General features: G+C 58.3%; 14 protein-coding genes and 1 pseudogene. 6 read left to right on the top strand and 9 right to left on the bottom strand.

The window, feature by feature from the left end; genetic code table 11:
- The 3 genes and pseudogenes from FGF66_RS06460 to FGF66_RS06450 form a co-directional block, all read right to left on the bottom strand.
- A partial coding sequence (locus FGF66_RS06460; RefSeq protein WP_211341986.1) for a TusE/DsrC/DsvC family sulfur relay protein occupies positions 1-151 on the bottom strand: 151 nt, incomplete at its 3' end.
- Between the two features lie 371 nt (positions 152-522).
- Complete coding sequence (locus FGF66_RS06455; RefSeq protein ID WP_139456859.1) at positions 523-1,905, bottom strand: cobyrinate a,c-diamide synthase; 1,383 nt, start codon at positions 1,903-1,905, stop codon at positions 523-525.
- A 287-nt stretch (positions 1,906-2,192) separates the two neighbouring features.
- Positions 2,193-3,858, bottom strand: a pseudogene (locus FGF66_RS06450) (ATP-binding protein).
- Between the two features lie 335 nt (positions 3,859-4,193).
- Between FGF66_RS06450 and FGF66_RS06445 the strand changes: the two are divergent.
- From FGF66_RS06445 to FGF66_RS06435, 3 genes are all read left to right on the top strand, one after another.
- Positions 4,194-5,669: a glycine--tRNA ligase gene (locus FGF66_RS06445; protein ID WP_170181247.1), complete on the top strand. Its 1,476-nt coding sequence runs from the start codon at positions 4,194-4,196 to the stop codon at positions 5,667-5,669.
- A gap of 14 nt (positions 5,670-5,683) precedes the next feature.
- A complete protein-coding gene (locus tag FGF66_RS06440) occupies positions 5,684-6,835 on the top strand; it encodes a geranylgeranyl diphosphate reductase (RefSeq protein ID WP_139456855.1) in 1,152 nt (383 codons plus the stop codon).
- Between the two features lie 214 nt (positions 6,836-7,049).
- The gene (locus tag FGF66_RS06435; protein WP_139456854.1) at positions 7,050-7,751 is read left to right on the top strand and encodes a DUF3593 domain-containing protein; all 702 of its coding nucleotides are present in this window, start codon (positions 7,050-7,052) and stop codon (positions 7,749-7,751) included.
- Here the strand turns inward: FGF66_RS06435 and FGF66_RS06430 are convergent.
- The 3 genes from FGF66_RS06430 to FGF66_RS06420 are packed head-to-tail and all read right to left on the bottom strand — an operon-like array spanning position 7,741 to position 12,037.
- Entirely contained in the window at positions 7,741-9,459 is a 1,719-nt protein-coding gene (locus tag FGF66_RS06430; RefSeq protein WP_246046605.1) for a S41 family peptidase, read from the bottom strand. The two genes, FGF66_RS06435 and FGF66_RS06430, sit on opposite strands and share 11 nt — an antisense overlap.
- Positions 9,460-9,467: 8 nt before the next feature.
- Positions 9,468-10,334, bottom strand: coding sequence for a 2,3,4,5-tetrahydropyridine-2,6-dicarboxylate N-succinyltransferase (locus FGF66_RS06425; protein WP_139456852.1), 867 nt, complete (start codon positions 10,332-10,334; stop codon positions 9,468-9,470).
- Positions 10,335-10,354: 20 nt separating this feature from the next.
- Positions 10,355-12,037, bottom strand: a complete 1,683-nt coding sequence (locus FGF66_RS06420; RefSeq protein ID WP_139456851.1) for an Rne/Rng family ribonuclease — start codon at positions 12,035-12,037, stop codon at positions 10,355-10,357.
- A 204-nt stretch (positions 12,038-12,241) separates the two neighbouring features.
- Here FGF66_RS06420 and FGF66_RS06415 point away from each other — a divergent pair, with 204 nt between their 5' ends.
- The 3 genes from FGF66_RS06415 (at position 12,242) to gyrB (ending at position 15,277) form a co-directional block, all read left to right on the top strand.
- Positions 12,242-12,859 carry a ribonuclease HII gene (locus FGF66_RS06415; protein WP_139456850.1) on the top strand — a complete coding sequence of 206 codons (618 nt, stop codon included), beginning with the start codon at positions 12,242-12,244 and terminating at the stop codon, positions 12,857-12,859.
- A gap of 11 nt (positions 12,860-12,870) precedes the next feature.
- Positions 12,871-13,260, top strand: a complete 390-nt coding sequence (locus FGF66_RS06410; RefSeq protein ID WP_139456849.1) for a YraN family protein — start codon at positions 12,871-12,873, stop codon at positions 13,258-13,260.
- A 73-nt stretch (positions 13,261-13,333) separates the two neighbouring features.
- Entirely contained in the window at positions 13,334-15,277 is a 1,944-nt protein-coding gene (gyrB, locus tag FGF66_RS06405) for a DNA topoisomerase (ATP-hydrolyzing) subunit B (RefSeq protein WP_139456848.1), read from the top strand.
- Here gyrB and FGF66_RS06400 read toward each other — a convergent pair.
- The 3 genes from FGF66_RS06400 to secD all read right to left on the bottom strand — a co-directional run bounded on the left by FGF66_RS06400 (position 15,266) and on the right by secD (position 19,659).
- Positions 15,266-16,579 (bottom strand): peptidylprolyl isomerase, encoded by a 1,314-nt coding sequence (locus FGF66_RS06400; RefSeq protein WP_139456847.1) that lies wholly within the window; start codon positions 16,577-16,579, stop codon positions 15,266-15,268. The genes gyrB and FGF66_RS06400 overlap by 12 nt on opposite strands.
- A 275-nt stretch (positions 16,580-16,854) precedes the next feature.
- Positions 16,855-17,781: a protein translocase subunit SecF gene (gene secF, locus FGF66_RS06395; protein ID WP_139456846.1), complete on the bottom strand. Its 927-nt coding sequence runs from the start codon at positions 17,779-17,781 to the stop codon at positions 16,855-16,857.
- Positions 17,782-17,799: 18 nt separating this feature from the next.
- Positions 17,800-19,659 carry a protein translocase subunit SecD gene (secD, locus tag FGF66_RS06390; protein ID WP_139456845.1) on the bottom strand — a complete coding sequence of 620 codons (1,860 nt, stop codon included), beginning with the start codon at positions 19,657-19,659 and terminating at the stop codon, positions 17,800-17,802.
- Between the last annotated feature and the right edge of the window lie 55 nt (positions 19,660-19,714).

Raw genomic sequence — 19,714 nt, 5'->3', positions numbered from 1 at the left:
GGAACTTCACCAGATCCCAGTGACCCTCTTCCATCGCAATATCCTCGCCCTCGGCGATCTTCACCGCCACATCCTCGCTCCAGTCATCCAGATTCACCAAATAACCGTTCTCGTCCGTCTCGACGCTCATGCCGTTGACTTCAATTGACATAATGATTCTCCTTGAAATGAGATAAAATGTTGAAAATGAGCGCGGACGATGGCATCGGGTGATTCCTGCCCGCCTGCAAACAATATCGATATACGGTTATATAGTTAACACAACAATTTCAATTTTTCAACAGGTCTGCAATTTTTTATCAGTCTCTCCTGCTGAGCGATAACGAGCCTGTCAGGGAATCGTGAACCGGGTGACGGTTGTCAGAACCGGAATCCCGGGGTTCCCGAGCGATCATATAACGGAAGGTAAGTTCAGGTGGTTGAATACATCATCGCTCAAACCACTGAATCAAGTAGTTAGCAAAATATCATGAATGAACCAAGCTTTCCGGAAAAATTAGCCTCGCTGCAAGGGGTGTAATTTCAGGCCCGCGCCGCCCTTTCCCGACCCTTGAATTGTACCGCAAGCTCAACGAAACGCTCTGCCCAATGCGGATTTGCGGCCACGTGAAAATGAGCGTACGAAGCAAACAGGTTCCGGTAGAGCAGCCCGTCCTCGCGGCCAGTCAGGCCGAATCCACGCGCCACGTCGAACTGACAGGCAAGTTCTACGCCGCCATCAGCCGGTTTGGAGTAGTGAAACTCATGCGCCCGCAAGCGCTCGCCCGCAGGAAACCATCCGGTTTCCGAACGGCTTTCGAGTTCGAGATAGCCGCACCCGGCGGGCTTCCGCTGATAGGCAATATCGACCGGGAGGACACCGGCAAGAGGCCATTGCTTGCCCTCCCACGTTGCGCTGCGGCACAGCCAGATCAGTCCGCCGCACTCGGCCCACGCAGGCATTCCCGCCTCGATCCGCTCGCGCACATCACGCAAAAGCCCGGCATTGGCGCTCAGCTCGCGGAAAAAGGATTCCGGAAAGCCGCCGCCGAGATAGAGTCCGTCGATCTCCGGAAGAGCGGTGGTTTTGAAGGTATCGATAAACACCAGCTCCGCCCCGGCCTCACGAAGGGCGTCGAGGTTGTCGGGGTAATAGAAGCAGAAGGCCGCGTCACGAAACACGCCGATTTTGACCATCGCCTCTTTTTTCGACGACGGTACTTCGACCGCCTCCGGCAGCGGGAGCAGCGTTGCCTCATCGAAGAGGCGGCGGATCGCGGAAAGGTCGCAATGGCGCTCGACCTGCCCGGCGGCGACGCGGATGAAGGCCTCGGCATCCGAGGCCTCGCCGACCGTCACCAGGCCGAGGTGGCGTTCGGGCAGAATGAGCGAGGAGTCTGCGGGAATCGCGCCGAGCACCGGCGCGTCGCAGAAGGTTTCGATGGCCTCGCGCTGCTTCGACTCCTGCCGCGCGGTGGCGACATGGTTGAGAATGACGCCCGCGATCCTGACCTTCGGCGGCATCGCCTGGAGTCCGAGCACCTGCGCAGCCACGCCGCGATTCATCCGGCGGCTGTCGATGACAAGGAGCACCGGCGCGTCGAGCAACGCGGCCAGCCCGGCGCTGCTGTCCGACCCGGCCATATCCATGCCGTCATGCAGCCCGTGATTGCCCTCGATCAGGGCAACGCTCCCCGGCTTTCGGGCACAGGCCTGCACAAAGGTGTCACGGCAGGCCGCCTCGCCCATCATCCAGGAATCGAGATTGTAGCACTCGCCACCGCTGGCGACCCGGTGCCACATCGGATCGATATAGTCCGGCCCCTTCTTGAAGCTCACGACCGGCAGCCCCTTCTCAGCCAGAAGCCGAAGCAGCCCCAGGCTCACCGTGGTCTTCCCGGCGCTCTTCCACGAAGCCGAAATCATCAGCCTCGGAATCGAAATCAAAGCCAAATCAGCAACTCCTTACGCACCTGTTAACGAGACAAGCTCAAGCATTTTTTCAAGGCCACTTCACGGAAAACTGTTCCGACTAAACATGATAACAGACCGTCATCATTACCGATAAAAATCTGTTCTATGTTTCATTGGACACAACCCTCGCCAAGCAGCTGCCATGGAATCCACGCTAATGACAGAAAGTTATGCACGACGCTATACACGCGCGCATAGAATTTATAAACACTTATGCACGACGCGCATATCACCTGCTCTTATCGTGTATAAACGGCATGTTTTTTTTCACCCGTCTTGTAAACCAAGCCATTTTCTGACAATTTTTTAAGTAAACGATAGGCTTGAGATCCATTGAGGTGGCACAGGTCCATAACATCCGCCCGCTTGATGCTTCCGTGCTTGTCGATGTAGTTGAGCACCATCTGTTCCTGCTGAATCGGCGCGAACCCGACCTGGCGAATGTACTCAGCCCGCTGACCTGCGTTCTGGTACAGGCGTACGCTTAATGTGTATGTGCGGCCTCTACCGTTTCCATGCGGTTCGAGAAAACCTATTTCCACAAGTTTCTCCAGTGTGGCCCGTACGTTTGCTTCGGGCTTTTGCACGGATGGAGCAAGATCGGTTGTCGTCAAACGGCGCTCCTCCCGCAAACGGGAGAGGATGATCAAAGAGTCGATAGGCATGGTTCCAAGCTTGTCTTCCTGCTCTACTACCATCCTGAGGAAATCGAGATCAGCGGCGGCATTAGAAAGAAAAACACTGACAGTGTAAGCATTAGACATAGAATAATCGGGAGCTGGGCGACCATAACGTAACATGCCTTCATAAATGCGATCGATACCTCGGCCGGTACGCTCCGCCAAACCGATCCGCTTGATGATGTCCGCCAACTGAGGATTTCGAGAACGCGGCGACGCGACCAGCAAATTATCGAGATTCAGCCCTTCAATAAATCCACCCGGGTTGCTGATTGTTAATCCATCATCATCCAGTTTCACATGAACCGCCCCCAATGCACTGAAGTCACGATGAACAAGAGCGTTGACGAAAGCTTCGCGAAAGGCGCGGCGATCAAAGTTCGGCACGGGAACGCGAAATAAACCAACCTGAATCTCTTCTTCCACAACCCACGGTTTGAACTGTAATTCGACCTCTTCAAAGGTCTCCAGCAATGGCTTGCGGTAGAACTCGTTGACACGCACATCGGTGCCGCGTAACACCTGAAAAGCGACTTCGTAGGCTGGCAGATGCTGACGCAAGAGAAATTCTGTCCCCAACATGAGCAGGCCTGCAACGGTAGGGCATTTTCGTCCCTGCTGCTCAACAACCAGCCCCAGCGCTCCATCCAGTTCATCATCAGCCAACACCAGCAAGGATTGTTCGCCGCCATATTTTTTGATAGCGTTGCGAATACGCAGACGTTGCAATGGATCGAGCTGGCTGGAATCTATTTCTTCCAGCCGCATGGCGGAAGGATCGATGAGGCCGAGCGATGACTGGCGCTGAATGAAACTCGTGCGGATAAAATGGCACCGCCTCCGGGGTTCCATCGAGTTTGAGACGCCGACGCAACAAGGCTCCATCCGATGTCGAAACCAGTTGTCGCGATTTCGGAACAGTGATACGAGCAAAGACTTTATCTTGCGCCTCACATTTTTCCACACGAACGGCAATGGGCGGATTGGTCTTGTTGGCAACAAGTGAAGGAATTCCTGAAACAGTGAGATGTCTGGTATGCAAACCGGTAATCCGGCCATCATCCTCGACACCAAGCAACACTTCACCCCCATCGGTATTGGCCAGCGAAACCACTGCCTCCACCAGCTCCCGATCCGGCAAGCCCTTCAGATCGCTCTTGAACTCCAGCGTCAGGCTTTCGCCGCCCTGAGTCAATTCGGTTATATCGTTCTCTATCGTTGTCATCTCAGTCTGCTCGGATTTTATTTATAAATACACATTTTTTCGCCTTATGATGCAAAAACTTTATGATCGAATGAGTGTTCTTTCTGAAAAAGAGGCGCTTCTGATCTCAGGTTTTATCAAATCCTTTATTACGAAAGAATGTGTCTCAGAAAGTAGTTTCAATAATTTGTTCTCAACCGATAGTCTGACAAGCGAAGTCGCATTTACGCATAAATTCAGCGCCTACCACCCCCAAACCCCCGGCACGTTAAATCCCCTTCATTTGTTATATTTGCGGTTTGTGCCCTGCCAGAAGGATGGGTGACTCCGAATTTTTCAACCTCAGAGTTCTAACGATGAGCAATTCCGATCAGTCGCGGGTGCAGACGCAGAGTCTGTCGCCCGATAAAGTGATGCATAAACTGGTTTCGCTGGCCAAGCGCCGGGGGTTCATTTTCCCGTCGTCCGAAATTTACGGCGGCTTGTCGTCGTGCTTCGATTACGGGCCGCTCGGCAGCGAGATGAAGAAGAATATCAAGGAGTTGTGGTGGAACGCGATGACGCGCCGCCATCAGAATATCGTGGGCATCGATGCTTCGATCATGATGAATCCGACGGTGTGGGAGGCTTCGGGCCATGTGGCGAGCTTCAACGATCCGATGATCGACGACCGCACCACCAAGCGCCGCTACCGCGCCGATCACCTGATCGAGAACCACATCGGCAAACTCATGCGCGACGGCAAAGAGGCTGAAGCCGCTGCCGTCAAGGTGGCCTATGAGGCCGCCGCCGGAACCGAAGACCCGAACCGCACACTGTACAATATCATTATCGAGGCGGGCATCAAGGCGCCCGATACCGGCTCGGCGGACTGGACAGAGGTTCGTCAGTTCAACCTGATGTTCCAGTGCAACATGGGCGCGGTGGCCGAATCGGCGGGCGTCGTCTATCTGCGTCCCGAAACGGCTCAGGGCATCTTCGTGAACTTCCACAACGTGCGCGAGTCGTCGCGCATGAAGGTTCCGTTCGGCATCGCGCAAATCGGCAAGGCGTTCCGCAACGAGATCGTCAAGGGGAACTTCATCTTTCGCATGGTGGAGTTCGAGCAGATGGAGATGCAGTATTTCGTCAAGCCCGGCACGCAGCTCGAGGCGTTCGAGGCGTGGCGCGAGGAGCGCTTCCGCTGGTACTCCGAAACGCTCGGCATGACGAGGGAGAAGCTCCACTGGTACAAGCACGACAAGCTGGCCCACTACGCCGACCTCGCTTACGACATCAAGTTCGAGTTCCCGTTCGGCATCGAGGAGATCGAGGGAATCCACTCGCGAACCGATTTCGACCTTCGCCAGCATCAGGAGTACTCCGGCAAGAGCATGGAGTACATCGACCAGACCACCAACGAGCGCTACATTCCCTACGTCGTCGAGACCTCGTCGGGCTGCGACCGCACGTTCCTGGCGCTGCTGTCGGACGCCTATCAGGAGGATGTGGTCGATGGCGAGCCGCGCGTGATGCTGAAGCTCGCGCCGAAGGTTGCGCCGGTGAAGGCCGCCGTCCTGCCGCTGATGAAGAAGGGCGAGATGGGCGAAAAGGCCGCGCAACTCTGCCGCGACCTCTCGGAGCACTTCATGGTGCAGTACGACGACGCGGCCTCGATCGGCAAGCGCTACCGCCGTCAGGACGAGATCGGTACGCCGTTCTGCTTCACGGTCGATCACGACACGCTGGAGAACGGCACCATCACCGTGCGCTACCGCGACACCGCCGCGCAGGAGCGGATCGACATGTCGAAAGCCGGGGAGTTCCTGGCGACCAAACTGATTCAAGCATAACAGGTTATCGTTTCATGCTGTACGATGTCGCAATCATAGGCGGAGGTCCATCGGGCGCTGTCGCCGCTGAAATTCTCGCCAAGGCGGGCCACTCGACCATCCTCGTCGAACGCAATCTCTCGAACGTCAAGCCGTGCGGGGGCGCAATTCCGCTCGGCCTGATCGAGGAGTTCCAGATTCCCGACGAGCTGGTCGAAAAAAAGCTGACCCGCATGAGCGTTCGCTCGCCCAAAGGGCAAACCATCTTCATGCACATGCCGAACGGCTACGTCGGCATGGTGCGGCGCGAGCGCTTCGACCGCTACCTGCGCGAAAAAGCGCAAAAGGCCGGGGCGGAGGTAGTCGAGGCGCTGGTCAAAAAGATCGACCGCTCCGCCGACCGCTTCACGATCCATCTCTTCAACAAGGAGGGCGCGGAACTGCCGCCGGTCGAGGCATCGTTTGTCATCGGCGCGGACGGGGCGAACTCAAAGACCGCCGACGAGCTGGGCTTTCCGCCGAACGACCTGAAGGTGATCGCCATGCAGCAGCGCTTCCACTACTCCGAGGCGCTCAAGCCCTACGAGGAACTGGTGGAAATCTGGTTCGACGGCGAGGTCTCGCCCGATTTCTACGGCTGGATCTTCCCGAAAACCGATCACATCGCCATCGGCACGGGCACCGAGGAGCACCGCAACGACATCAAGCAATTGCAGCATCGCTTCGTCGAAAAGATCGGCCTTACCGAAAAGCCTTACCTCAACGAGGCGGCAAAAATTCCGATGAAGCCGCGCCGCTCCTTCTCGCAGGAGCGGGCGATTCTGGTGGGCGACGCGGCGGGGCTGGTGACTCCGGCCAACGGCGAGGGCATCTTCTTCGCCATGCGCTCCGGCAAGCTCGGCGCAGAAGCGATGATCGAGCGCATCCGCAACAGGACGCCGCTTGCGAGCTACGAGAAGGAGTTCCGCAAGCTCTACTCGCCTATCTTCTTTGGCCTTCAGGTGTTGCAGTCGGTCTATTACAAGAGCGACCGGTTGCGCGAGAGCTTCGTGGCGATCTGCCGAGACAAGCATGTGCAGGAGATCACCTTCGACTCGTACCTCTATAAAAAAATGGTTCCCGCGCCGTGGAGTGTGCAGATGAAGATCATGGCCAAGAACGTCTATCACCTCGCCAAAGGAAGTTGATGGACGCGGCTGAAACCCCGCTGTCCCGTCCCGACAAAGCAAGAAATTGGGCTAAAGCCCCTGTTTATTTTTTGTTTTTCGTAAACCCCGGACTGAAGTCCGGGGCAATTATTCAAGAGTTCTGAATGTCTCGACAGTGCTCGGGATTAAAACCTTGCTGAAGAATGCCGGGTTCAGCACTCCAGTATTCCGACAAGAAAAAGAACTCCTCCAAATGCTGCTCTCTCCGCTGAACTGGCTCGTCCACATCTCCTCGTCGCTCGAATGGGGCGTGGCGCTTGTCATGCTCTACCGCTACGGAAGTCTCGTCGGCAGGCGGGATTTGCGGCGCTTCGCGCTCTTCATGCTGCCGCACTGGATCGGGAGCTGGTTCGTGCTCTTCTACCACATCACCGGCGACACCATCATGCGCCTCCTCGAACTGTCCGAAGCGATCAACCTGGTGGGCAGCATCGCGCTGCTCTACGCGACGCTGAAGATTTTGCAAGGAGAGGAAAAGCGCGAGGCAAAGCCCCGGACGGCCTTCATGGGGGCGCTCTTCGGCGGCGTGGTGCTGGCGGCGGGAAGCGGCTCGACGCCCTACTCGTTTCTGATGGGAAACAGTTGGTTCGACGCCATTTTACAGGTGTCGAGCGTCGTGTACCTGACCTTTCTGGTGCTGCTGCTGAAGGTGCGCAAACAGGACTCCGAGGCGTTCTCGGCGCTGACCGTGGCGGGGTTCTGGTTCGTGCTGGTCTTCATTTCGGTGACGGTGGTCTGCATGTACGTCGCCATGCATGTGCTGGGCTACCCGTCGCTCTCGCACAACGATTTTCTGCACGGCTTTGCCGAGAGCCTGCTCAGCGTCAGCAATCTGATGATCGCCCTCGGCGTCCACCAGCAGCACAAGCTCGCCGAACAACGGCTCAGGGCTTGAGCAGCGCCTGGTAGCGGGCGGGATCGGCGAGCAGCGCGAAGGCCTTCGCCGCAACAGAATCGCTCTCGATCGCTTTGCGCCGCGCCCCGCGCTCGTCGTAATGGCGCATGATCTCCCGCTGCAAGGCGGTGGCGATGCGAAGAGAATCACGCGAGATGCTTCGCCTGGTCGAAGCCGCAAGCGCCTTTTCGAGAGCGTCGAGCTGTCCGTCAAGCTCCTTGTGGTTTTCCACATCCTCCTTCTGAATAAGCATCTTCACGCTGTCGAGCGATTTTTGCGCGTCCGAACGGAAGACAAAACGCTCTTTTTCGAGAAAGCGATTGAACTCCCCGCACACCGGTTCAGACGGCAGGTGCTGCAACTGAAATTCCGGATGCTTCCGGTGAAACCGTGACGCGTATCTGAATAACAGCCCCGAGTTCTCGAGCGTGTGCTGGTATTCGGAGAGTGAGTCGGCCCTGACGGCCACATCCGGCCGGATGCCGCCGCCGCCATAAACCTTGCGCCGGTTGCGGGTGTAGAAGACCTTCGTGGAGTCCGCATCGCCGGTGGAAAGCACCACCTTGCGGCGCGAATCGTCGCGGGCGATCGGCTTCTGGATGAGGCGGCCCGACGGCGTGTAATATTTGGCCGTCGTCATCTTGAGGATGTGGTCGTACGGCAGCGTGATGATCGACTGCACCAGCCCCTTGCCGAACGAACTCTCGCCGACAATGACGCCCCGGTCAAGCTCCTGAATCGCGCCCGAAACGATCTCCGAAGCCGAGGCGCTGTCGCCGTCGATCAAGACCACCAGCGGCAGCGATGGCGCTTGCGGATCGGTTTTGGTGACATAGACCTGCTCGCTGTCGGCGGCCCGACCTCTGGTGGAGACGATCCGGCTGTTCTTTGCGACAAAAAGGCCCGCGACCTCGACCGCCGAGGTGAGCAAGCCGCCCGGATTGCCGCGCAGATCGAGCACGATGCCGTTCAGCGCGACGTGGTTTTTGGCGGCCTCTGCGCGGATTGCGCGGATCGCCGAACTCAGCTCCTCCCGCGAATGCTCGGCGAAACTGTTCATCTGCACGTAACCCGACGAACCGAAAAGGCCGGAATAAGGCACGGTGCTGACCCGTACCTCTTCTCTGGTGATGGCAATGACCTTCGCCGCTCCCAGGCCGTCTCTTCTGATCGAGAGCCTGACCGTCGTGCCGGGAGGCCCTTTGATGGCGCTCCTGATCTCGTCGATGGCCTTCTTGCTCGTACGAACGCCATCGATGGCCACAATCTGGTCGCCGGTCTGCACTCCCGCTTTCGCGGCGGGCTGTCCTTCGATCACCGAGGTAACGAACAGATCGCCGGAAAAAACGGCTATGGTGATGCCGACGCCGGTATATTGGCCGCTGGTGATCTCGTCGAGCTCATCGGACTGGGCTTCATCGAGAAACGAGGTGAAGGGATCGAGCTGCGCCATCATGCCATCGATTCCTGAATACATGAATGCACTCACATCGACGGGATCGACATAGCTTTGCGACACATTTTTGTACACCTCCCCGAGCAGGTCTATGCTTCTGGTCGCGGCAAAAAAATTGTCGCCCGCGCTGGTCGCGCCATTCGCCGCGCTGCCGGGCTGAACGACAACCATCATCGCCGCAGTGGAAAGGATGGCTGCGGAGCGCGACCAGCGCCGGAAACTCCTGAAAAAAGTGATGCGTCGCAGGCTCATGAAGCGAATCATCTGAGCGCGCTTTCGAGCGCCGTTGCGCTGTCGGTGCGCTCGTCGCGGTACTTGACGATCAGCGGCGTGTAGATCGAAAGGCCGTGCGCAGCGGCGAACTCGCCCTTTGCCTGGCGGGAACCGGCCACCACGACCGCGCCTTCGGGAATGACGAGCGGCGAGTCGGCGGTTTTGCGCAGCACCGTTTCGTTGACCAGGTCATAAACCGGCGTCGAACCGTTCAGGATCACTCCGGTGCCGATCACCGCGCGTTTTTTGACGATGGTGCCCTCGTAAATGCCGCAGTTGCCGCCGACCATCACCTCGTCCTCGATGATGACCGGCATCGCGCCAATCGGTTCGAGTACGCCGCCAACCTGCACGGCGGCGGAGAGATGCACCTTTTTGCCGACCTGGGCGCAACTGCCAACCAGCGCGTGGGAGTCGATCATCGTGCCTTCATCGACGTATGCGCCGACGTTGACGTAGGACGGCGGCATCATCACCACCGAGGGGGCAAGGTACGAGCCGTCGCGCACCGACGATCCGCCGGGCACGATCCGCACGTTGTCCGCGACGCTGAAGCGGTGAAGCGGGTAAGTGTCCTTGTCGATGAAGGAGAGGCGTCCGGAGCCGCCAAGCTCGACGTGATTCTCGTGCAAGACACCGAGCTTCATGCCAACCAGAATGCCCTGCTTGACCCACTGGTTCACCGTCCAGCCCTCTCCCGACGAGTCGGGTTCGGCGGCGCGGATTTTACCATCGTTGAGCAGCGCCTTGAAAAGCTCGAAAACCTGACGCGCCTCGCCATCCGCCTGGAGCTGGCTGGCGGTGAGCGAAGACCATGCGATGATCTGCTCCTTTATCTGCTGGTACTGTTCCATAAGTCGGTTTTGGTCTTGTTTCAATTGTATTCGGCGGTGATGTCGGTGCCGGGCTTCCGGTTGTAGAAGCGGAAGTCATCGCTGCGCAGGCTTTCGTCGGCCTTGATCCTGACGAAAACCAGGTGCTGCAGGAACCATTTCATCTCGGTTTTCATGTCGCTGTTGCGCATCGGTTCGAGCACCGTCGGGCTGACGTGCAGGTCGAGCTGCTGGAACGGTGCCTTCTGCTGAAGCGCGTACTTGCGGAGCCAGCGCTCGATCTGGTTGATCGTCGTGAAGCGCGCCTGCACCACGCCACTGCCGCCGCAGGCGGGGCACTGGTCACCCATGCGCTGCATGAGGCTCGGGCGGATGCGCTCGCGGGTGATCTGCATGATGCCGAAGTCCGAAAGCGGCAGGATGTTCGATTTGGCGCGATCGTTGCGCAGCTCGGTCTTCATGGAGTCATAGACCTTCTTCGAGTTTTTCGGATCGATCATGTCGATGAAATCGACCACGATGATGCCGCCGATGTCGCGCAGCCGGAGCTGGCGCACGATTTCGCGGGCGGCTTCGAGGTTGGTCTTGAGCGAGTTCTCCTCCTGCTCGCGCTTGGCGGCGTACCGACCGCTGTTGACGTCAACGACCACCATCGCCTCGGTGTGCTCGATGATGATGTAGCCGCCCGACTTGAGCCACACCTTGCGCGAAAAGATCGACTCCACATCCTTGGCGATACCGTACCCCTCGAAGAGCGGCAGCTTGCCCTGGTGGAGCGAAACGTTCTTGACCATGTCGGGCGCGGCCCACTGGATGTAGTTGAGCGTCTCGTTGTAGATGGAGTTGGAGTTGGCCACGATTTCGGTGACGTCGGTGGTGAGCGAGTCACGCAGTACGCTCGAAATGATGGTGTCCTCCTTGAAGATGAGCTGCGGCGGCTGGGCGTCCTGCAACTTCTCCTCGATCTGCTTCCATTTGGCCAGCAGCTTTTCGAGATCCTGCTTCAGGAGCGTCTCCTCCTGATCCTCGGCCACCGTGCGGATAATCGCGCCGAACCCTTCAGGCAGCATCGAGCGCACCAGCTTTTTGAGGCGGCCCCGCTCCTTTCGCGCCACCACGCGGCGCGAAACAGCGATCTGGCCGCCGCCGAAGGGCAAGAGCACCATGAAGCGCCCGGCGATGGTGATGTCGGAGGTGAGGCGTGAACCCTTGGTGCTGATCGGTTCCTTGATGACCTGCACGAGAATCGAGTCGTTGGGCTTGAGCTTCTGGGCGATCATCTGGGTGTAGGACTGACGCCTTTCGGCAGCATCGCCGGACGGCTGCTGCCGCTGCTCGCTCTTCTGCTGTCCGGCGGGTCGAGCGGCCTCCCGCTGCGGCGCGGGCGTTTCGGAATCAGCGTCGCCTTCACTTTCATCATCGCCCTCGTCGCCGACGCTTTCTTCGTCATCGTCGTCTTCGACCAGAGCGCGGTAATCCTCGCTGGTGGTGCCCACATCGGAAAAGTGGAGGAAGCCGTCGGACTTCTGCCCAATATCGACAAACGCCGCCTTGAGTCCCTCGACCACCTTGTGCACCCGGCCAAGATAAATGTCGCCGATACTTCTCATGCTCTCGGGACGCTCTATGATCAGCTCGGCAAGCCGACCCTCCTCGACGAGCGCAACCTGGATTTCATCTCCGGTCTTGTTCATCAGGAGCTGTTTCTTCACATTCTTCTTCATTCAAAATCCGTGATTTCAGACATTTCCGCTGACCTTACACTGAAACTGGTTCGGAAAAATCCTTTGTTGAATTCATCCGGCGCGCTGCCGCTCGACATACTGCCGGAATCCCCATAATTGCTATTTTTATTTGTCGAAAAATATAACACTTCGAGCATTGGTAATTATGCCTTATTCATCGAACATTTTTACCGGGTCGCCAACATGCTGACAACCGGGTTCGAGGCGCCGCTCTGGAAATCGCTGTCGCGGGTCTGCGGCATCGACGAGGCGGGCCGGGGGCCGCTTGCCGGGCCGGTGGTGGCGGCGGCGGTGGTCTTTCCGCGCCGCTTCAGGCCGTCGGGAATTTTCGCTCGACTCGACGATTCGAAAAAGCTGACGCCGGAGCTTCGCGAGGCGCTCGCCCCCGCCATCCGCCAGGCCGCCGAAAGCTGGGCGCTCGGCGTCGCCGACGCGGAGACGATAGACCGGATCAACATCCTGCAAGCCACGATGCTTGCGATGAACCTCGCGGTCGAATCTCTCGGCTCGACGCCGGAATTCCTGCTGGTGGACGGCAACCGCTTCAAGCCGGTGCTGCCGATTCCGTTCGAGACCGTCGTCAAAGGCGACTCGAAGGTCTTCTCCATCGCCGCCGCCTCGGTGCTGGCCAAGACGCACCGGGACGAGCTGATGACCGGCTATGCGGCTGAGTTCCCCGAATACGGCTTTGACCGGCACTTTGGCTACCCCACCGGAGCGCATGTCGAGGCCATCGCCAGGCACGGGCGCTGCGAGATTCACCGCAAAAGCTTCAAGTTACGTAAATTGGGGGAAAAATAACCCCTCATTCCATGCACACCCCTCAATGGCTTGGAGCCGAAGGCGAGGCGATAGCGGCGCGGTATCTCGCCGCTCACGGCTGCCGAATCGTCGAGCGCAACTATCGCTACCATCGCAACGAGATCGACATTATCGCCCTCGATGGCGAGGTACTCTGCTTCATCGAGGTCAAAACCAGAGCGTCGCTCGGCAAAGGCCATCCCGCCGAATCGGTCACGCCAAGGAAGCGGCAGGAGATCATCCGGGCAGCAACCGGGTATCTGGCGACCCGGCCCGACCCGTGGATCACCTGCCGTTTCGATGTCATCGCCGTACTCGCCCGCAGCCTCGACGAGCGCTCCATCCGGAACTGCGAGATCGAACATATCAAGGCAGCCTTCATGGCTGGCGACGAGGGCTGAAATAGCATATCAGCGGATTTTTTTTATCTTTCGAGTCAAAAGTTTTTACTGATTCATCACGCACGACGATCCCATGCAAGAAACCGATATTCAGACCCCGCAGAACGCCGCCTCCGATTACGTCGCCACCAATATCCAGGTACTCGACGGCATCGAGCATGTCCGCAAACGTCCGGCCATGTACATTGGCGACATTCACAGCCGCGGCCTGCACCATCTCGTGTATGAGATCGTTGACAACTCGATCGACGAAACCCTCGCCGGTTACAACGACTACATCCTCGTAGCCATGAACCCCGACGGCTCGGTAACGGTCACCGACCGCGGGCGCGGCATTCCGGTCGATATTCATCCGGTCAAGAAGAAGTCGGCGCTCGAACTGGTCATGACGGTCATCGGTGCGGGCGGCAAGTTCGACAAGGGAGCCTACAAGGTCTCCGGCGGCTTGCATGGCGTGGGCGCATCGGTGGTGAACGCCCTGTCGGAGTGGTGCGAGGCGGAGGTTTATCGCGACGGCAAAATTTACCGTCAGACCTACAGGCGCGGCGTACCGCAAGGTTCGGTCGCTGAAGTCGGCGTCACCGACCAGCGCGGTACGAAGGTCACGTTCAGGCCGGATCCGGAGATTTTCAAGATCACCGAGTTCCGCAAGGATATTATCATCGACCGCATGAGGGAGCTGGCGTTCCTGAACAGCAACCTGCGCATCATCGTCCGTGACGCCGAGGGGATCGAGGAGACCTTCCACTTCGAGGGCGGCTTGAAGGAATTCGTGCGTTTCACCGACGCCAACCGCCTCAGCCTGCTCAAGGAGCCTATCTTTTTATCGGGCGAGCGCGATTCGACGATGGTCGAAATCGCCTTGCAGTACAACGACTCCTATCAGGAGAACGTCTTCAGCTACGTCAACAACATCAACACGCACGAGGGCGGTACGCACGTCACCGGCTTCCGCAAGGCGCTGACCCGGACCCTCAACGCCTACGCGCAGAAAAACGACCTGCTCAAGAACCTCAAGATCGCCCTGACCGGCGACGACTACAAGGAGGGACTCACGGCGGTGATTTCGGTCAAGGTGCCGGAGCCACAGTTCGAGGGGCAGACCAAGACCAAGCTCGGCAACTCCGAGACGCAGAGCATCGTCGAGAGCATCGTCAACGAGCAGCTCGCCGAGTTCGCCGAAAGCAACCCCGGCACCCTGAAGCTCATCATCGAGAAGGTGAAGGGCGCGGCGATTTCGCGCGAGGCGGCCCGCAAGGCCAAGGAGCTGACCCGCCGCAAATCGGTGCTCGAAAGCTCCGGCCTGCCCGGCAAGCTCGCTGACTGCTCGATCAACGATCCGGAGCACTGCGAACTCTACATCGTCGAGGGCGACTCGGCAGGCGGCAGCGCCAAGCAGGGACGCGACCGCAGCTTCCAGGCGATCCTGCCGCTCAAAGGAAAGATTCTGAACGTCGAGAAGGCGCGTCTGCACAAAATGCTCGAAAACGAGGAGATCAAGACGATCATCCTGGCGCTCGGCACCAGCATCGGCGAGGAGGAGTTCTCGGCTGAAAAGCTGCGCTACGGCAAGATCATCATCATGACCGACGCCGACGTTGACGGCGCGCACATCCGCACACTGCTTCTGACCTTCTTTTTCCGCTACATGCGTGCGCTCATCGAGGCGGGCAAGGTGTTCATCGCCCAGCCTCCACTCTATCTGGTCAAGTCGGGCCGCGAGCAGCAATACGCCTGGGACGAGGACGAACGGTCGAGCATCACCGAGCAGATGAAGAAACTCCAGAAAGGCAAAGCCAACGTCACCATCCAGCGCTACAAGGGTCTCGGTGAAATGAACCCCGAGCAGCTCTGGAGTACCACGATGGACCCGGAGCACCGCTCGCTGCTTCAGGTCGCGGTGGAAAACGCGATGGAGGCCGACCAGGTCTTTTCAACCCTCATGGGTGACAAGGTCGAACCCCGCCGTGAATTCATCGAAAAGAACGCCCGTTATGTCAGACGCTTAGATGTCTGACATAACCTGCACCATCACCTCTTTTTTCAGGGACTCTATCCAGGCGTTGAACTGCTCCTGACTCTTGCGGTTCATCGCCAACTCTTCGATCCGCGCAAAATCGCGCTCCAGAGTCAGGGCATGCGCGGGTTCCCTTGAATTGAGCATGAACAGGGCGTAGAACGACGCTCCATTATCCTGCTGAATTTTCTCCGGCTGACTGATCTCCCCCTTGTTTTTCAGGCTTGCAATGACTCTCTGAAGTTCGGGCCTGAGGCCTGCGACTTCGAGGCCCGCACGTCCACCCGATGTGATCAGCCCGCCATTGGCAGCGGATGCGGGATCGTCGGAATACTTCTCAGCCATCGCGGCGAACGTCGTCTTGCCGGAAAGAATATCCTCCCTGATCGATTTGAGCAGCGCAAGGGTCGCGGGCGCATCGGTCTTGCTCCTGTCGAACATGGCGAGAATATGCCGGGCGTGAATGCGGTCGCCATCCTTGCCGATCAACTGAATGATATGGTAGCCGAAACGGCTTTCGACGATGCCGGAAATCTGCCCCGGCTTGAGATCGTTGGCCGCTTTTTCGAAACCAGGCACCAGCTCGCCTTTGCGGGTGAAGCCCAGGTCGCCACCCTTCTGGCGCGATCCCGGATCGTCGGAATAGGTGCGGGCAAGCTCGGTAAAGCTGCCGCCTGCGGCAAGCTGCTGCTGAACCGCCGTGATTTTATCGAGCGCCGCCAGCTTTGCAGCCTCGGAGACCACCGGCATCTTGATGATCTGAGACACCGAAACCGTTTCCGGCGCATCGGGCAACTTGCCTTTCTCCTGCTGGTAGAAAGCCATCGCCTCGTCATACGAAACCGTCACCTCGCGGAAGTGCTTCCTGCGGAACGCATCGATCATCTGCTGATCCCTGATGTCATCACGAATATGCTGTTTCAGGCGATTGACCGGCAGGCCGAATCGCGACTCCATTGCCTGCACCGAAGGAAAACCGGCGCGAAGCGAATTGTAGCGTACTGCGGCCTGATCTTCGACGCTCTTTTCATCGACCTTGACGGTATCGATTTTCGCTTTGGTCAAAATGATTTTCTGGGTGATCATATTGTCCAGAATTTTCTTCCTGAGCTGGGGATCGTTTTTTGCGTCGGCATACTGAAGACGCAGCATCAACTCTTGCTCTTTGACATCCGAATCGAGAATGATTTCATTGCCGACAATAGCCGAAATTCCATCGAGGCCCGCCGAAGCGGGTGCATCGGTAAAACCGGTCATGGCGATCATCAAAACAGCAAGCACGGCAAACAATACTTTTTTCATAGAGATCAGGATTTTTCTGGTGGAGACAGGCTCCGGCGAGAAACCGGCGAGCGACTGTCCATCGTGATGATCCGGCAGAACGATACAATCCGTGCTCCGGGAATCTTTGGCCAATGCTGCCAGCGAGGCCCGCAACGGTCAATGAAGCTGCAACATACAGAGAATCTCCTTTACGGGCAAGAGGCGGAGCGGGTATGCGGGGGAAAAGAAAGCGGGATTTCAGGAACTCTCTCCGGCGGCGACGGCAGCCGGAGAGAGTGCAGGGAGAGGGCGAATCAGGCGCCCCGGAACTTGATGGGACTCTTCGAGCGGGTCTGCCAGTCGAACACGATCGGCGCGGCGACGAAAATTGACGAGTAGGTTCCAACCAGAATGCCCGCGAACATGGCAAACGCAAAGCTGCGGATGGCCGGGCCGGCGAAGATGAAGAGCACGATCACCGAGAGCATGGTGGTTCCTGAGGTGATGATGGTTCGGGAGAGCGTCTGGTTCATGCTCTCGTTGAAAATCCGTTCGTAATCGGATGGTTTCTGCCCGCGCAGCCGCTCGCGGATACGGTCATAAACGACGACCGTGTCGGTGATCGAATAACCGGCAATGGTCAGGAAGGCCGCGATGATGCTCTGATCGACCTCCAGCGGCATGAAATCGAACAAGCCGCCGAGCAGGCTGAACAGGCCGAGCACGGTGAGCACGTCATGAAAAATAGCCGCGACGCCCGCCGTGGCGAACTTGAACTCGAAGCGCACGCTCACATAAAGCAGAATGCCGACAAGCGCTGCGGCGAGCGCCTTGAGCGCCGACATCTTCATATCGGAGGCGATGCTCGGCCCGACCGCCTGAATGCTCAGAATCTGGGAGGGATTGCCCGGCAGGCGAGAAGCGAGCGAATTTGAAATCAACGCTTTCAGTTTGGAGGTATCGCCCTGAAAATCGGTTTTGAGCAGGAACGCGCGATCCATGCCGTACTGCTTGACCGAGCCGTTCACTCCGGCCTGTTCCATGATCGCACGCACCGCGCCGACATCGACCGGCTTTTCGAAACGGATAACCACCTCCGAACCGCCCTTGAAATCGATGCCGTAGTTCAGCCCCCTGACGAAGAGCGAGACCATTCCGGCGACGAGCAGTATGGTCGAGATCGCATAGGCGATCTTGCGATGCTTGATAAAATTGAAGTTTGTTTTCTGAAAAATGCGCATTTCCGCTGATTCTTGTAATTATCCGAAACTCTTTTCATTCATGAACTTGCTGCCGACCAGCAGGTCGAACAGCGACCGGGTGACCACGATGGCCGTAAAAAGGCTCGCGGCGGTGCCGATCATGAGGGTAACGGCAAATCCCTGGATCGGGCCGACACCGTAAACATACAGCAGAAACGCCGCGGCGAGCGTGGTGACGTGAGAGTCGAGAATCGACGAAAAGGCCCGGCTGTAACCGGCGTCGATCGCCATGCGAAGGCTCTTGCCCTCGCCAAGCTCCTCGCGGATGCGCTCGTAAATCAGCACGTTAGCGTCAACGGCCATGCCCATCGTCAGCACGATACCGGCGATGCCGGGCAGGGTGAGGGCTGCGCTGAATCCGGCCAGCACGGAGATGACGACCAGAATGTTGAGCACGAGGGCCAGGTCGGCGGCGATGCCCGCCTTATTATAATAGAGAATCATGAAGATGGCCACCGCCGTGAAGCCCCAGATCAGCGAATACATACCGGCCCGGATGTAGTCCGCGCCGAGCGACGGGCCAACGGTGCGCTCTTCGAGAATCCGCACCGGCGCGGGCAGAGCGCCCGCTTTCAGGATAATTTCGAGATCCTTGGCTTCGTTGAGATCGCCGATTCCGTTGATCACCGAGTTGCCGCTCGGAATGCGCGACTGCACGACCGGAGCGCTATAGACCGCGCTGTCGAGCACGATGGCGATCTGCTTGCCGATGTTGGCTCCGGTGATGCGCGCCCATTTCGACGTGCCCTCGTCGTTCATCGACATGGAAACCTCCGGCTGATTGTCCTGCGCGCTGAAGGTCGCCTTCGCCTCGGTAATCACGCCGCCGGTCAGTTCGGGAGTTTTCTGGACGAGATAGATCGGGAAGTACTTTTCGCCATTCGCCGTCATTTCAGGCTTTGCCGCCAGAAGAAGCTGGGTGTCCTGCGGCAGCAAGGCCTGCACGTCGGGCCGGTTCAGCACCGCCGTGACCTGATCGCGGGCATACTCCGGCGTGAACACCTGTCCGTTCGGCATCATGCCGATCACATCCGAAAGCTTTTTGACTCCGGCGGCGGCAGCCTGAGGAGCTGGCGCGGCTGGCACAGGCGCAGCGGCAACCGGCGCGGTCGTCACGGAGGAGTCGACTGGAGCTGTCGCAACAGCGTTGGCAGCCGGAGCGACGAGCGGCGTGGAGCCGATGCGCTGAACGGCGCGAAGCAGCGTTTCGGAGTCCTTGACGAGCTTGAATTCGAGCTTCGCCGTGCCCATCAGGAGGCGGCGAACCCTTGCCTCGTCAGTCACGCCCGACAGCTCGATGACCAGCCGCTGCGAACCCTGGGTCTGGATCACCGGTTCAGCCACGCCATACTGGTCGATTCGGTTGCGAATGATCTCCCTGGCCCTCGTCAGCGCGTCCTTGGCCTCGCCGTTGAGCTTGTTGACGATCTCCTGATCGGAGTCGCGCATGTCGTAGAAGTAACGACTGAGCCTGATATTCTCCTTTTTGAACCCGGCGGCCACCAGATCGACAACGTTCGCATTGAACTGCTCGGCGGACTCCTTTTTGACGTCCGCCATGATGCGGGTGAAGGTCGCGTCCTTGTTCCAGGCCTTCTGCTCGACGAGGTCGAGTATATCGACCTCCATCACCAGGTGCATACCACCTTTGAGGTCGAGGCCGAGCTTCAGGCTTTTGTCTTTGGCCTGCTCGATTGCCTCGCGATTATCGATGGCGAACTTCAGGCTGTCTTCGGCGGAATGGAAACTCTTGAGTTTTTGTGTCAGGGCATAGTCACGGTAAGTCGGCCAGATCGACCACACCGAAACCAGCGCGACCACGGCAATGAGAATGAGTTTAAAGCGGTTGTTTTTCATGAAAAAGGCCGTTACGCACGATTGATAAAGAAAAGCCAATATAAAGAACGGGGTC

It is taken from the genome of Chlorobaculum thiosulfatiphilum (genome assembly GCF_006265165.1).
Classification (GTDB): Bacteria; Bacteroidota; Chlorobiia; order Chlorobiales; family Chlorobiaceae; genus Chlorobaculum; species Chlorobaculum thiosulfatiphilum.
The sequence above is the reverse complement of the archived record's forward strand: the minus strand, read 5'-3'. Positions and strand labels throughout refer to the sequence as shown.

Excerpts from the sequence above, each read along its gene's own strand:
- FGF66_RS06445 (WP_170181247.1), top strand. The coding sequence starts at position 4,194 with ATGAGCAATTCCGATCAGTCGCGGGTGCAGACGCAGAGTCTGTCGCCC.
- FGF66_RS06415 (WP_139456850.1), top strand. The coding sequence starts at position 12,242 with ATGCTGACAACCGGGTTCGAGGCGCCGCTCTGGAAATCGCTGTCGCGG.
- FGF66_RS06410 (WP_139456849.1), top strand. The coding sequence starts at position 12,871 with ATGCACACCCCTCAATGGCTTGGAGCCGAAGGCGAGGCGATAGCGGCG.
- FGF66_RS06430 (WP_246046605.1), bottom strand. The coding sequence starts at position 9,459 with ATGAGCCTGCGACGCATCACTTTTTTCAGGAGTTTCCGGCGCTGGTCG.
- gyrB (WP_139456848.1), top strand. The coding sequence starts at position 13,334 with ATGCAAGAAACCGATATTCAGACCCCGCAGAACGCCGCCTCCGATTAC.
- FGF66_RS06440 (WP_139456855.1), top strand. The coding sequence starts at position 5,684 with ATGCTGTACGATGTCGCAATCATAGGCGGAGGTCCATCGGGCGCTGTC.
- secF (WP_139456846.1), bottom strand. The coding sequence starts at position 17,781 with ATGCGCATTTTTCAGAAAACAAACTTCAATTTTATCAAGCATCGCAAG.
- FGF66_RS06400 (WP_139456847.1), bottom strand. The coding sequence starts at position 16,579 with ATGAAAAAAGTATTGTTTGCCGTGCTTGCTGTTTTGATGATCGCCATG.
- FGF66_RS06435 (WP_139456854.1), top strand. The coding sequence starts at position 7,050 with ATGCTGCTCTCTCCGCTGAACTGGCTCGTCCACATCTCCTCGTCGCTC.
- secD (WP_139456845.1), bottom strand. The coding sequence starts at position 19,659 with ATGAAAAACAACCGCTTTAAACTCATTCTCATTGCCGTGGTCGCGCTG.
- FGF66_RS06420 (WP_139456851.1), bottom strand. The coding sequence starts at position 12,037 with ATGAAGAAGAATGTGAAGAAACAGCTCCTGATGAACAAGACCGGAGAT.
- FGF66_RS06455 (WP_139456859.1), bottom strand. The coding sequence starts at position 1,905 with ATGATTTCGGCTTCGTGGAAGAGCGCCGGGAAGACCACGGTGAGCCTG.
- FGF66_RS06425 (WP_139456852.1), bottom strand. The coding sequence starts at position 10,334 with ATGGAACAGTACCAGCAGATAAAGGAGCAGATCATCGCATGGTCTTCG.